Genomic DNA, 13,173 nt, shown 5'->3' on the forward strand with positions numbered 1-13,173 from the left:
GTGGTGTGGGGCGCGGCGCGGGGGTCTCCGGCTGGTGCGAGGTCGATCACTCGGTGCGAGGTCGCAGCGCCGCACGGAGCGGACGACCTCGCACCGGATGGGCGGTGCGGCGGGCAGGTGCCGTGCTGCTCGCGGTGTCAGGCAGCGCGGTCGCCGGTGCGCTCGGGGGTCGCGATCGGTTCGGTGACCGCCGTGCTGGCGTCGGCAGCCGGGGTGGTGCCGGGGCGGATGAGCTCAGGGCGTCGGCGACCACGGAACACCCACGCCTTGAACAACACGAACCGCACGCCCGTCGCCACCAGGTTGGCCGCCGTGAGCACCGCGATCTCCGCACCGTGCGAAGCGCCCGGTACCGACGCGTGCAGCACCACCAGCGATCCCGACGTGATCGCCCAGGCGATGCCGAACACGACCAGGCCCTGCACGTGGTGCCGACCCGCTCCCGCACGGCCCCGCACCCCGAACGTGAACCGCCGGTTCAGTGCGGTGTTGCCGATCGCCGTGACCAGCAGCGCGAGGAAGTCCGCGGTCTGGGCGCCGATCGCAGGCCGGAACAGGGCGTACAGGGCAGCGAACGCCAGGGTCGAGAGCACCCCGATCGCCCCGAACCGCAGGACCTGCCCCAGGAACCCCACGCTCGGTGGGGTGAACGGCCGCCGACCGATCGCCGCGTAGACCGTGCTGATCGGCACCCGCCCGGTGGCGACGTTCCTCGACACCCGCCACATGCCCTTCAGGTCCTCGGTCGCGGTCGACGCGATGTGCACCGAGGAGTTGACGTCGTCGACCCAGTCGACGGGGATCTCGTGGATGCGGAGTCCCGCGTGCTCGGCCAGCACGAGCAGCTCGGTGTCGAAGAACCAGGCGTCGTCCTCGCACAACGGCAGCAGGTGGTCGGCGGCGGCCTTCGTGACCGCCTTGAACCCGCACTGCGCATCCGAGAACGACACCCCCATCGTCGTCCGGAGCAGCAGGTTGTACGAGCGCGAGATGAACTCCCGCTTGCTGCCGCGCACCACGCGGGACGAGCCTGCCAGCCGGGTGCCGATCGCCAGGTCCGAGTGCCCCGACAGCAGGGGCGCCACGAGGGGTTCGAGCGCGGCGAGGTCGGTGGACAGGTCCTCGTCCACGTAGACGAGCACGGTCGCCGGCGATGCCGCCCAGACCTCCTTGAGCGCGCGGCCCCGGCCCTTCTCGGGCAGGTGCACCGCGTGCACGCCGGGGAGCATCGCGGCGAGGTCGTCAGCGATCCGGGCGGTGTCGTCGGTCGAGGCGTTGTCCGCGATCGTGATCCGCCACGAGTGGTGCAACGACGTCCGGCAGAAGGTGTGGAGCCGTCGGACGTGGGCGGCGAGTGTGTCCTGCTCGTTGTAGCAGGGGACGACGATGTCGATGTCGAGGGGCTGGTTCGTCTCCGTCATGCCGCTCATGCTCGGCAGCGGGGCTACGGGGGCCGAGGCAGGGCGCTGTGGCCCGGGTAAGAACGAACACCACGTGAACGCAGCGGACACGACACCTGTTGTCCGGATACGTTCGACGCACGATGACGACCGAGCGCGACGACGCACGACGGACGGCCGTGCTGCTCCCCGGGGAGCGGCTGGGGCTGGCGCTCGACGAGCGGTGTCCGGAGTTCACGGAGCTGCTGCTCGCGCCACCGTTGCACGGCATCCGACCCGACGGGCACGACTGGCTCCGGCGTCGGTACGAGCAGATCGTCCCGCTCGTGCTCCCCGCGGCACTGCGCGCGGTCGAACGTGGGGAACCACTCGACCCGGAGTGCCTGGTCCGGCTCCGCGAGGTCGCAGCCGCCAGCGCCGACGACCCGCAGGTCGACGTCTCGGTCGTGCTCCGCGGCGCCCTGCCCGCGATCCGTGTCTTCGCCCTCGTCATGCACACGGCCACCCGCGAGCACGCGACGACGATCGACCACGCCGGCCGGACGATGCTCGCGATGAGCCGGGCATCACTCGTGGCGCACGAACTCGGCTCGTGCTGGGCGGAAGCCTGGGCACAGCACCGCGGAGGGGCGTCGGCGGACCCGACGACCGCACTCGGCACCGACGACATCGACCTGGTGGCATCGGCGCCCGGCCTGGACGAGACCGAGGAACGGATGCTGGCGCTCGCCGCCCGCGGGCTCTCGAACGACGCCATCGCCAAGGAGACCGCCTACAGCCGACAGGCCGTCGCCTGGCACCTCGGCCGGCTGATGAAGTCGTGGAACGCGCCGAACCGGACGGCGCTGGTGTCGGTCGCCTTCGTCCGGGGCTGGATCCGGTCTCGGAGGGACTTCAGGCTGGCTGCACGCAACCGGCCGTCGGCGATCGAAGCGGCGCGCGCGGACGACGACGCTCCCTGAGTCTGACAGCACACGGCGACGCCCCCGGAGACCGAGGTCCCAGGGGGCGCCGCCGACGAACGGGGGAGTCAGCCGCCGTTGACGTGGATGACGTTGTCGATGCGCTCGATGTTGCCGAACACACCCCAGTTCAGCCAGCCGCCGTCACCGTTGTTGGTGACCTTGCCGGGGCCCTTGAACCAGTAGATGACGTAGTTGCCACCCTTGATGTCGATCGACTGGGCGTCCGCGACGTCGCCCTCGACGGTGATGTCCTGGTTCTTGTTGACCACCGCGACGGTGAGGCGGTCGGGGTTGCCGGCGTTCCAGTAGCCGACGTCGAGCGCCGCCTGCACGGCACCGCCACGATCGCTCTGGTCGTTGACGGCGTCCTTGATCGCGTTGACGATCGCCACCGGGTCGAGGTTGACGTTGACGTTGCCGCCGACGGACGACGAGGTGCTGGGCGGCGCGGGCTCGGCGGCCTGCGCGGGGGCTGCGACGAACGCCCCGGCGATGACGGCGCCACCGAGGGCGGTGCCGGCGAGGAGCTTCACGGACTTGCGCTTGAACGAGTTCATGATCGTGTTTCCCATCTCTGCAGTGGTGACCCGTTCGGGTCGTCTTGCTCGGACAGGACCCAGCCTGCGTGCGCTGCGATGCGGATGCACGCGAAGCGGCTCGACGTTGGTCGATCGTCTGACGATCCGGACGATGCCCGGGTTTCGTGCTCAGCGACACCTCACGCGGTCGGCTGTGCGTGAGGTGTCGCACAGCGCGTGGGAACGCGTCCGAGCGCCCCGCCCAGTGGCGCTCCCGGTCAGCGGGGCAGCAGGATCTGCACGATCGCGACGACCACGAGCGCCGCGATCGGGACGCCCGCGATCCAGGCTCCCGCCCGCATCTGCGTCCGGCGGATCGTGGGCGGTGCGTGCGAGGACCGCGCGAACTCGGTCGCGGCCACGAGCTCCGGCGCCGCGGCGGGCGGAGCGGGTTCCGGCTGGGGGCGGTCGTCCTCGAACGCCGGGACCTCGACCACCAGGTCGGTGGGGTCCGGGCGGCCCGGGAGCTTGTCGTACGCGTTCGTCACGGGGCCTCCTCGTCCGGCGTTCTCCGACCAGTATGCGACCCGGGCGGCCCGGGCGGCACTCGGTGAGCAGGAGAAGTCGAGTGCGGTCGCGGCACCCGACGTCTTCTGCTCACGAAGCTTCCCCAGCGCCCGCAGTGACCTCCGTCGACCCGCCGTCGGCCGAGGCCGGCAGGTCCACGGTGAACGCGGTCCGCCCGGGCTCGGACGCGACCCGCACCCCGCCGCCGTGCGCCACGACCACGGCCCGCACGATCGCCAGCCCGAGTCCGCTCGTGCCGTGCTCCCGTGAGCGCGAGGCCTCGCCCCGGGTGAACCGGTCGAACAGCGTCGGCAGGGACTCGGCGGGGATCGGCGGCCCGTCGTTCGCCACGACGAAGCGGACGACGGCACCATCAGACGCAGACGCAGACGCAGACGCAGACGCAGACGCAGACGCAGACCCCGACGCAGGCGCGGACGCGGACGCCGACCCCGACCCGGGCACCGACTGCAACGACACCACGACGGCAGTCCCGGGCGGCGTGTGCGTCCGGGCGTTGGTCAACAGGTTCGTGACCACCCGTCGGAGCTGCACCTCGTCACCGGCCACGAGCACCGGCTGGTCGTCCACGATCTGCAGCGTCCACCGGTGGTACGGCGCCGTCGCGCGGGCGTCCATGGTGGCCTCGACCACGAGCGACGTCAGGTCGACCGGCTCGCGGACGACCTGCGACGCAGGCGCCCCCGACGCCAGGGCCGAGGCGTCGAGCCGTGCGAGCAGCAGCAGCTCGTCGACGAGGTCGCCCATCCGGACGGCCTCGCGTCCGATCCGGTCGACGTTGCGGTGCACGGCGTCCAGGTCGGAGGTCCGCTCCGACAGCTCGGCGTACGCCCGGACGGTGGCGATCGGGGTCCGCAGCTCGTGCGAGGCGTCGGCGACGAACGTCCGCATGCCGGCCTCGGCGTCGCGACGGACGGTGAGCGCCCGGGCGACGTGACCGAGCAGCCGGTTCAGCGCATTGCCGACCTGCGCGACCTCGCGGTTCGCGCGCAGGTCGGAGTCGGCGACGCGGACGGGGATGTCCGGGTCGCCGCGTTCCAGGTCGAGTGCGGTCACACCGGACGCGACCGCGGCGACCCGTTCGAGCGGCCGGAGCGACCGGCGGACGAGCACCGTGAGGGCCCACGCGGCGACGGCGAGCCCGAGCACCGTGACGACCCCGATGACGAGCAGCAGTCGGGCGATCGCGGCGTCGAGGTCACCGAGGGGGAGCGCGGTGACGAACACGTCGCCGTCGTCGCCGACCGACTGCACACGGTAGTCGCCGAGTGCGCCGAGTTCGACCGTCACGGGGTCACGGCCGGTCTGGACCGCTGCGAGCGTCCGCTGCTGCGCCGCGGTCAGGCGGCGCTGGTCACCGTCCCCGTCGGTGTAGCCACCGAGCACCACGTCGCCGTCACGGACGATGGCGATGACGGTGCCCGCAGACTGCCCCGGCGCACCGATGAAGGCGTTGTCGGGATCCGGTAGATCGTCCGACGAAGACGAAGACGAAGACGAAGACGAAGACGAGGACGAAGACGAGGACGAGGACGAGGACGACCCCGGCGGCGGCCCGGAAGCCCCCGGCGGCGGTTCCGCCCCGTCCCGTCCGCCGACGGTCCGCATCGCCGCCGTCGACAGCTCCGCGTCGAGCCGGTCGACCAGGTACCCCCGGAACGCGACGACGGTCACCGCCCCCACGACGACGTTCGTCGCCACGAGCAGCAGGGCCACGGCCGCCACGATCCGCCAGCGCAACGACGGCACACGCCCGGTGCGCCCGGGGCGGCTCACGTCGCCGGCCGGAGCACGTACCCCGCCCCCCGGACGGTCTGCAGCATCGGCTCACGTCCGGCGTCGAGCTTCTTCCGCAGGTACGACACGTACATGTCCACCAGGTTCGACGAGGTGCCGAAGTCCATGCCCCAGACGCTCGCCAGCAGCTGCTCGCGGGACAGCACCCGGTTGGCGTTCCGGGCCAGGTGCCGCAGCAGCTCGTACTCGGTCGGCGTGAGCTCGATCGGGTCCCCGGCACGGCTGACCGAGCGGGCGTCCTCGTCGAGCCGGAGGTCCCCGACCACGACGTCGGCGCTCGCCCCGGCCGCGGCGACCCGGGTCGAGGTGCGCGCCAGGATCCGGGCACGGACGAGCAGCTCCTCGATGCCGAAGGGCTTGGTCAGGTAGTCGTCGCCGCCGCCGGTCAGCCCGGCGAGCCGGTCCTCGGGGGCGTCGCGTGCGGTGAGGAACAGCACCCGCACGCCGTCGCGGGCGTCGCGGAGCCGTTCGAGCACCTCGAACCCGTCGATGTCCGGCAGCATCACGTCGAGCACGATCACGTCGGGCTGGAACTCCCGGGCCGCGAACAGCACGTCGCGCCCGCGGTGCACGGACCGCACGGCCCAGCCGTCGCCCTCGAACGCCAGGGCGACGGCCTCGGCCAGGGCGTGCTCGTCGTCGACGACGAGGGCGCGGACGGGGGAGCCGTCGGTGCGCTGCAGCGGGGGGCCGGGCATGTCCCGGAGCCTATCCACCGCGCCCCCGTCGCCGGTCACTTCGTACTGCTCAGGTCGTAGACGGTCTGGCCGCCGACGGTCGTCGACTCGTAGTTCGCCGCGACCCACTCCTGGATCGCCGACGCGGTCGACGAGCCGCCGCCCATGCCACCGCCGGAGCCGGACGACACGTAGTACCCGATGTCGCCGTCGGCGACGTACGCCTTGAACTGCGCGAGCGTCGGTGCCGGGTCGCTCGACCATCCCCCGATCGCCATCACGGCGGTGTCGGTGTCGAGTTCGAGCTGGGCGGCCGACTGCGATCCGTTCACCGCGGCCGCCCACTTCGCGTCGGATGCCTCGAGCAGCTCTTGCAGGGCGGACGAGGTCGACGCGCCCTCGCCACCACCCCCGGCCTGGAGGCCCGTCCCCGACCCGTCCTCGGAGGTCGCGTCGTCCGTGCCGTCCTGGCCACTGCCCGGTGCCGTGCCGGGCATCTCCGGCGCCTCGCCGGACGCGCCCTCCGGCGGGGTCCCGCCGGGACCCTGCTGGGTGTCCGACGTGCTGTCGGAGCCGCCGTCGTCGGAGCCGGAGGCCGACCCACCCGGTCCGCCCGTGCCTCCCGGGAAGCCACCGGTGCCGCCGCCGCCCGTCCCGCCGGAGCTGCTGCCCGCCGGACCGACGCTCGGGATCGAACCGGAGTGCGCGACGGTCGTCGTGGCGAGGGCGTAGGCGGTGGTGCCGGACAGCCCGAACAGGGTGCCGGCGAGGACACCGACCGTGACGAGCCTGCGCAGCGACGGCACGCTGCCGATGACGATCAGAGCCGCGGACAGCAGCCCCCCGGCGAGCATCACCCAGCGCAGCCACGGCAGCCAGGTCGGGTTCTCGTTGAGGAGGCACCAGCCCCAGAACGCCGTCACGCCGATCATCGCAGCGAGGCCGAGGCGGCCGACGAAGCGGGCTCGTGCGTGCCAGAGCAGGGCGCCACCGGTGCCGACGAGTCCGGCGATGGCCGGGGCGAGGGCGACCGTGTAGTACGGGTGGATCGTGCCGGACATGTACGAGAACACGAGGCCGGTGACCAGGAGCCAGCCGCCCCACAGGACCAGCCCGGCGCGTGCGGGATCGGCCAGGTGCCGACGCCCGACGACGAACAGCCCGACGACCAGGGCGATGAGCGCCGCGGGCAGGAGCCACGAGATCTCGAGACCCATCTCGGACGAGAACAGGCGGTTCAGGCCCGTCGAGCCGCCGAACGAGCCTCCGGCGGTGCCGCCGGTCGTGCCGCCGCCTCCGCCGCCGTTGCCCGAACCCCCGAAGATCCGGCCGAGGCCGTTGTAGCCGAACACCAGGTCGAGGACGGTGTTGTTCGTCGAGCCGCCGATGTACGGACGGGACTCGGCGGGCCAGAGCCACACGGCGACGACCCACCAGCCGGCGGCCACCACGAGGGAGCCGGCGGCGACGAGCAGACCGACCACACGCCGGCCCCATCCGGTGCGGGCGGCGAACAGGTAGACGAGGCCGAAGGCGGGCAGGACGAGCAGCCCCTGGAGCATCTTCGTCAGGAACGCGAAGCCGAGGGCGACCCCGGCGAGCGCGATCCACTTCCAGCTGCCCCTCGGCAGTGCCCGCACCGTGCAGTACGCCCCGGCGGTCATCAGCAGGACGAGCAGGGCGTCCGGGTTGTCGAAGCGGAACATCAGCGCCGCCGCCGGGGTCGCTGCGACGACGAAGCCCGCGAGCAGGGCGCCGACGTTCGCGGTGGTGGCGCCGAGTCGGGCCAGGGTGCGGCGGACCGTGCCCCAGACCAGGGCGACGGAACCGACGGCCATCAGTGCCTGGGGGAGCAGCAGGCTGAAGCTCGAGAAGCCGAACAGTCGGGCCGACAGCACCATCACCCACAGCGAGGCGGGCGGTTTGTCGACCGTGATGAAGTTCGACGAGTCGAGGGAGCCGAAGAAGAACGCCTCCCACGACTTCGTGCCGGCCTGCACGGCGGCGGCGTAGAAGCTGTTGGCGTACCCGGAGACGCTGAGGTCCCACAGGTACACCACGGCGGTCACGGCCAGGAGCGCCCAGAACGCCGGTCGGAGCCAGCGGGCGTCCTCGCGCTCGCCGAGGAACAGCCGGGCGAGGGGCGGGCGGCGCCGATCCCGCGCGGCACTGCGCGCGGGGTCGCGTCGGTCGGTCACGGGCATCGGGTACGTGGTCATGTCGATGAGCATCCGGGGCGTTCCCCGACTGCTGCACTGCGCCGGCTGTGTGCGGGCTAAGGACGCTCGGTGCGCCCCCTCGCACGGTGCGAGGGTGCGGTCTGCCGTGGTGCGAGGTTCCGCACTCGGTGCGAGGCACGCGGGGTCGCACGGAGTGTGGAACCTCGCACCGTTCGTGCGGCGCCCCTCGCACGGTGCGAGGGGTCAGGCGTACCGCTGGGCTGCTCGGAGTGCGGCCCCGGTGTACGAGCCGCCGAACAGGAACACGTGCAGCAGCAGCGGCGCGAGCTGGTGGAGCTCGACGCGCTCCTGCCAGCCGTCGGCCAGCCGTGACTCCCGGTCGTAGGCGGCGAGCACCGTCTCGAGCCGGGGCAGCCCGAACAGCCCGAGCAGTGCCAGGTCGGTCTCCGCGTGCCCGCCGTGGGCGATCGGGTCGATGAGCACGGCGCCGGTCGGTTCGGACGAGTCCGTCGGCCAGAGGACGTTGCCGGCCCACAGGTCGCCGTGCAGGCGCGCGGGTCCGTCCCCGACGAGCGCGGGCTGCGGCGACCCGAGCGTGCCGTCCTGCACGCGCGAGGCGACCCGTTCGAACACGGCGGCCTCGGCGTGGTCGAACCCGCCGGCGTCGACGATGCGGCGGACGAAGTCACGGATGCGGTACTCGGCGAAGAACTCGCCCCAGGTCGTCGGTGCCCGATCGGCCGCGACGAACGGCGTGCGCGAGCGGCCCATCCGCAGCGCCGCACCGCGGGTCCACCCGGTGGGCGGCGCGCCCCAGTGGTCGGCGCCGGCGGCGTGCGTGTGCGCGAGGGAGCGGCCGAACCGCTCGGCCTGGGCGGCGGTGGGGGAGCCGTCGGAGATCAGCTCGAGGTCGAGCACGGTCGGGCCCGGACGCCCAAGCACGCGAGCGATGCGGGTGCCTCCGGTGTCCTCGGCCTCGGCGAGCCAGGAGAGTCCGGCGGCTTCGGCTGCCGCTTCGTCCGCGGTGGTGAACGTCTTCACGTGCGTCTCGGCCATCGGTCCATCCTGCCGAGGGGGCACCGTCGACCGTTCAGCCGACGGTCACCCGGCGCCCCGGCGATCCGGCGACCCGGCGCCCCGGTCACCCGGCGCCCCGGTCACCCGGCGCCCGGTCACGCGCTCGGCTCTCCCCGCCGGGCCGCGTGCACGACGAGAGCCAGCTGCACCCGGTTCTCGACGCCGAACTTCTCGTACACGTGCCCGACGTGCGTCTTCACGGTGGCCAGGCCCACGTACAGGTCGGCGGCGATCTGCGCGTTGGACGCCCCGTTCGCCACGGCGAGCGCGACCTCCCGCTCCCGCTCGGTCAGCAGGGCGAGCAGCCGGCGCTCCTCGGCTCCGTCCGGAGCGGCGCCGGCCCGAGGCCCGGCCGCGAACGCGATGACCCGGTCGAGCACGGACGGGGACAGGATCGAGCGCCCGGCCGCGACGGTCCGCACGGCCTGCACGAGTTCGTGCGGCGGGGTGTCCTTCAGCAGGAACCCACGGGCGCCGGCCTGCAGTGCTCCGAGCACGAGGTCGTCCCCCTCGAAGGTGGTCAGCACCAGGACGGCCAGGTCGGGTCGTCGGCGCAGTTCGCGTTCGGTGGCGACGAGCCCGTCGCACCGGGGCATCCGGATGTCCATGAGCACGACGTCGGGCGCGGTCGACGCGATGACGCCCTCGGCCTCGAGCCCGTCGCCCGCTTCGCCCACCACCACCAGCCCGTCGTCGCCGCTGAGCAGCATGCGGAGCCCGACGCGCACGAGCTGGTCGTCGTCGACCAGGACGACGCGGACGGGAGCGGTCACGCGGTCCACGGCAGCACCGCCTCGACCACGTGCACGCGTCCGTCGTCGCTGCCGGCGCGGAAGCTCCCGCCGACGAGACGGGCGCGTTCGGCGAGCCCGCGCAGGCCGTGCCCGGCGGTGTGCCCGGAGGCGTCCGCGGGCGCGGGTCCGTCGGCCATCGTGTTCGACACCACCACCCGGATCGCCGGGCCGGGGACGGTCTCGACGACGACGTCGACGAGCTCTCCGGGGGCGTGCCTGCGGGCGTTCGTCAGCGACTCCTGCACGATCCGGTAGGCGTGTCGCCCCACGGCCGTCGGTACCGCCGTGCCGTCGGTGTCGACGCGCGCCCGGACGGTCGCACCGCCGGAACGCGCTTGGTCGAGCAGGCCGGGCAGGTCGACGAGCGTCGGCTGCGGAGGCGCGGTGCCGGTCACCTCGTCGCCGCCGTTCGCCGCGGGGTCGCGCAACACCCCGAGGACGTCGCGCAGGTCGGTGAGCGCGGAGTGCGCCTCGGCCCGCACGACCCCGGCCGCTGCGGCGGTCTCGTCGGGGGTGAGCCCCGGGCCGCGGTACTCGAGCGCACCGGCGTGCAGCGCGACCAGGGACAGCCGGTGGCCCAGGACGTCGTGCATCTCGCGGGCGATGTGGGCGCGCTCCTGCTCGCGGGCACGGTCCTCGCGCAGCTGCTGGTCGCGTTCGAGCAGGGCCGCGCGCTCGCGCAGGGACAGCAGGAGCGCCCGGCGCTGCCCGATCCCGATGCCGATCGCGACGAGCAGGGCGATGCCGACGAGGCCCACGAGCATGATCTGCCAGAGCGGCATGTCGTCGGCGGGCGGTGCCAGGACGACGTCGTAGAGCAGTGTGGCGCCGAGCAGCACCGCGCCGGCGACGGCGAGTTCCACGGCTCGACGCCGGGTGGCGAGTGACACGAGGGAGAGTCCGGCTGCACCGACGGCCAGCGTCGACACCGAGCTGAGAGCACCGATGACGACGGTGATCACCAGCGGTGCCCGGTGCCGGAACGGCAGGAGGACGAGGGCGACCAGACCGGCTGCCGCGTCGCCGAGGATCAGTGCGCCGACGTGCAGGTCGCTCCACCCGCGGGTGTCCATCGACGGCCACACGAGCCCCGCGGTGAGCAGCCCGGTCAGGGCCGCGACGGCGACCCGCCAGGTCTGGGACCACACACGCTGCCCGAGCGGCACGGCGGGGAGCGCGGTCGAGGTCATGCCCCGAGCCTAGGGAGCCGTCGGGACGAGCGGATCCGCCGAAGGTCGGAGCTGCCCGAGCTGCCGGAGCTGCCTGACCAGGGGACCGTCCGTCTCAGACCGCGTCCACCAGGGCCCGCGCCAACGGGTGCCACGCACGGGACGACGGCCCGCTCAGCACCAGGGTCCGTTCGAGTCGCCGGGCCATCGGGATCATCACGAGGTCGGGCGGCAGCATCCCGCGGCCCAGGGTCGGCACGATCGAGACGCCCTCGCCCCGCTGGATCATCCCGAACATCGTGCTCATCTCCCGCACCCGGTGGGCGTACCGGAACGGGCGGCCGTCGAGCTCGTGCAGCTTCTGGATCTGGTACTCGCAGCCGCCGCCGCCCGCCACCAGGCCGTCCTCGTGCAGGTCGTCGAGGGTGAGCGCGGGCAGTTCGGCGAGGGGATGGTCGCGGCGGATCACGGCGGCCATCTCGTCCCGCGCCACGACCACGCCACCCGCGGGTGCCGGCGACGGGTCGACGAGCACGGCGGCGTCGACGGTGCCGGCCTCGAGCCACTCCGGCATCTCGTCGTCGTCGCCCTCGTAGACCTGCACGTCGACGTCCGGCAGGGTCACGGCCCACAGCTCGCGGAGCCGCGGCAGCAGGCCCTGGCAGACGGTGGGGACGGCGGCGAGGCGCACGGTGCCGCGCGCCGTGGCGGGCCGGACCACCGCCTCCAGGGCTTCGACCGAGGCGAGCACGCTGCGGGCGTGGGCCAGCAGACGGTCGCCCAGCGGTGTGGCGGCGGCGACCGTGCCGCGGCGCACCACGAGGCCGCCGACCTCGCGTTCGAGCCCGGCGACGGCGTGGGACACCGCGGACTGCCCGACGCCCAGGACGGTGGCCGCCGCGGTGAAGGACCCGGCGTCGAGCGTGGCGACGAACGCGCGCAGTTGCTGGACCGAGACGGTCATGCGCCCTCCTCATGTCGGCATGAGCCCCATGCGTTTGCCGCATGTCACTCGCTGGTCCGACACTAGGCCACGTGAACGCCCTCCTCTACGCCCTCGTCGCACTGACCTGGGGCTCGAGCTTCCTCTTCGCGAAGATCGGCCTCGACGGACTCGCCCCGCAGCAGGTCGCCACCGTGCGGACCGTGCTCGGCGGGGTGACGCTCGTCGTGGTGCTCCTGGCCTCCCGCCGCCGGTGGCCCCGGGAGCCGCGGACCTGGGCGCACCTGGCGGTCGTCGCGGTGTTCCTCAACGCGGTGCCGTCGTCACTGATGGCGTGGGCCGAGCAGACGGTGCCGTCCGGGCTCGCGAGCATCTACAACGCGACGACGCCGATCATGACGCTGGCCGCGCTCGCGGTGCTCGTGCCGTCCGAACGGCTGCGCGGACGGCAGGTGCTCGGGATCGTGCTCGGCATCGTCGGGGTGCTCGTGCTGGTCGGCCCGTGGGACGTCCTGACCGACCCGGAGGTCCTGGCGAGCGTGCCGGGGCAGGTCGCGCTGCTCGGCATGACGGCGTCCTACGGCATCGGGCTCGCCTACCTGCGCCGGGTGGCCGTGGCGAGCGCGTACGACCCCGTCACGCTGGCGACGGTCCAGCTGACGCTGGCCTCCGGGATGCTCCTGCTGGTCGCGCCCGTCATCGCGACCGGTCCGGTACAGCTGGACGGGAGGATCGTGGCCGCGATGATCGCGCTCGGTTGCGTCGGCACGGGGCTGGCCTACGCCTGGAACACCCGGCTCGTGCAGGCGTGGGGCGCCGGCCGCGCCTCCACCGTCACGTACCTGACGCCGGTGGTCGGGGTGGCGCTCGGTGTGCTCGTGCTGGGGGAGCGGGTGCGGTGGAACGAGCCCGTCGGCGGACTCGTCGTCCTGCTCGGGATCGCCCTGGCGTCCGGGGTGCTCCTCCGTCGGCGGGAACCTGCGGCGTCCGCCGCCTGACCGGTCCCCGGGTCGAGCCTGCCTGACCGGTCCGCCGGGTCGAGCCTGCCTGACCGGTCCACCGGGT

At 73.3% G+C, this 13,173-nt stretch carries 12 protein-coding genes; 2 read left to right on the plus strand and 10 right to left on the minus strand.

Annotation, left to right across the window (positions count from 1 at the left end):
* Positions 1 to 137: 137 nt before the first annotated feature.
* Positions 138 to 1,430, minus strand: coding sequence for a bifunctional glycosyltransferase family 2/GtrA family protein (locus BR70_RS0110470; protein ID WP_027466022.1), 1,293 nt, complete (start codon positions 1,428 to 1,430; stop codon positions 138 to 140).
* 113 nt (positions 1,431 to 1,543) lie between these two features.
* Here BR70_RS0110470 and BR70_RS0110475 point away from each other — a divergent pair, with 113 nt between their 5' ends.
* Entirely contained in the window at positions 1,544 to 2,362 is an 819-nt protein-coding gene (locus tag BR70_RS0110475; protein WP_027466023.1) for a helix-turn-helix transcriptional regulator, read from the plus strand.
* Positions 2,363 to 2,430: 68 nt separating this feature from the next.
* Here BR70_RS0110475 and BR70_RS0110480 read toward each other — a convergent pair whose 3' ends face one another.
* The 9 genes from BR70_RS0110480 to BR70_RS0110520 all read right to left on the minus strand — a co-directional run bounded on the left by BR70_RS0110480 (position 2,431) and on the right by BR70_RS0110520 (position 12,129).
* Entirely contained in the window at positions 2,431 to 2,937 is a 507-nt protein-coding gene (locus tag BR70_RS0110480; protein ID WP_231495687.1) for a hypothetical protein, read from the minus strand.
* A 224-nt stretch (positions 2,938 to 3,161) separates the two neighbouring features.
* Entirely contained in the window at positions 3,162 to 3,431 is a 270-nt protein-coding gene (locus tag BR70_RS0110485; RefSeq protein ID WP_027466025.1) for a hypothetical protein, read from the minus strand.
* A 109-nt stretch (positions 3,432 to 3,540) separates the two neighbouring features.
* A complete protein-coding gene (locus BR70_RS20495; protein WP_155896855.1) occupies positions 3,541 to 5,247 on the minus strand; it encodes a sensor histidine kinase in 1,707 nt (568 codons plus the stop codon).
* Positions 5,244 to 5,966, minus strand: coding sequence for a response regulator transcription factor (locus tag BR70_RS0110495; protein ID WP_051596825.1), 723 nt, complete (start codon positions 5,964 to 5,966; stop codon positions 5,244 to 5,246). Before BR70_RS0110495 ends, BR70_RS20495 begins: the two co-directional genes overlap by 4 nt.
* Positions 5,967 to 6,001: 35 nt before the next feature.
* Positions 6,002 to 8,164 carry an ArnT family glycosyltransferase gene (locus tag BR70_RS0110500; RefSeq protein ID WP_231495688.1) on the minus strand — a complete coding sequence of 721 codons (2,163 nt, stop codon included), beginning with the start codon at positions 8,162 to 8,164 and terminating at the stop codon, positions 6,002 to 6,004.
* A gap of 204 nt (positions 8,165 to 8,368) precedes the next feature.
* Positions 8,369 to 9,181 (minus strand): fructosamine kinase family protein, encoded by an 813-nt coding sequence (locus BR70_RS0110505; RefSeq protein WP_051596826.1) that lies wholly within the window; start codon positions 9,179 to 9,181, stop codon positions 8,369 to 8,371.
* A gap of 116 nt (positions 9,182 to 9,297) precedes the next feature.
* On the minus strand, positions 9,298 to 9,984 hold the full coding sequence (locus BR70_RS0110510) for a response regulator transcription factor (protein WP_027466029.1): 687 nt from the start codon (positions 9,982 to 9,984) through the stop codon (positions 9,298 to 9,300).
* Positions 9,972 to 11,186 carry a sensor histidine kinase gene (locus tag BR70_RS0110515; protein WP_027466030.1) on the minus strand — a complete coding sequence of 405 codons (1,215 nt, stop codon included), beginning with the start codon at positions 11,184 to 11,186 and terminating at the stop codon, positions 9,972 to 9,974. The genes BR70_RS0110510 and BR70_RS0110515 overlap by 13 nt, the downstream gene beginning before the upstream one ends.
* 94 nt (positions 11,187 to 11,280) lie before the next feature.
* Complete coding sequence (locus BR70_RS0110520) at positions 11,281 to 12,129, minus strand: LysR family transcriptional regulator (RefSeq protein WP_027466031.1); 849 nt, start codon at positions 12,127 to 12,129, stop codon at positions 11,281 to 11,283.
* A gap of 71 nt (positions 12,130 to 12,200) precedes the next feature.
* On the opposite strand from BR70_RS0110520, the gene BR70_RS0110525 reads away from it, so the two are divergent.
* On the plus strand, positions 12,201 to 13,106 hold the full coding sequence (locus tag BR70_RS0110525) for a DMT family transporter (protein ID WP_027466032.1): 906 nt from the start codon (positions 12,201 to 12,203) through the stop codon (positions 13,104 to 13,106).
* Positions 13,107 to 13,173: the final 67 nt, after the last annotated feature.

This window comes from Curtobacterium sp. UNCCL17 (assembly GCF_000686685.1).
Taxonomy (GTDB): Bacteria; Actinomycetota; Actinomycetes; order Actinomycetales; family Microbacteriaceae; genus Curtobacterium; species Curtobacterium flaccumfaciens.

Coding starts and splice junctions, on each gene's coding strand:
- BR70_RS0110480 (WP_231495687.1), bottom strand. CDS start 2,937: ATGGGAAACACGATCATGAACTCGTTCAAGCGCAAGTCCGTGAAGCTC.
- BR70_RS0110520 (WP_027466031.1), bottom strand. CDS start 12,129: ATGACCGTCTCGGTCCAGCAACTGCGCGCGTTCGTCGCCACGCTCGAC.
- BR70_RS0110470 (WP_027466022.1), bottom strand. CDS start 1,430: ATGAGCGGCATGACGGAGACGAACCAGCCCCTCGACATCGACATCGTC.
- BR70_RS0110495 (WP_051596825.1), bottom strand. CDS start 5,966: ATGCCCGGCCCCCCGCTGCAGCGCACCGACGGCTCCCCCGTCCGCGCC.
- BR70_RS0110505 (WP_051596826.1), bottom strand. CDS start 9,181: ATGGCCGAGACGCACGTGAAGACGTTCACCACCGCGGACGAAGCGGCA.
- BR70_RS0110500 (WP_231495688.1), bottom strand. CDS start 8,164: ATGACCACGTACCCGATGCCCGTGACCGACCGACGCGACCCCGCGCGC.
- BR70_RS0110475 (WP_027466023.1), top strand. CDS start 1,544: ATGACGACCGAGCGCGACGACGCACGACGGACGGCCGTGCTGCTCCCC.
- BR70_RS0110515 (WP_027466030.1), bottom strand. CDS start 11,186: ATGACCTCGACCGCGCTCCCCGCCGTGCCGCTCGGGCAGCGTGTGTGG.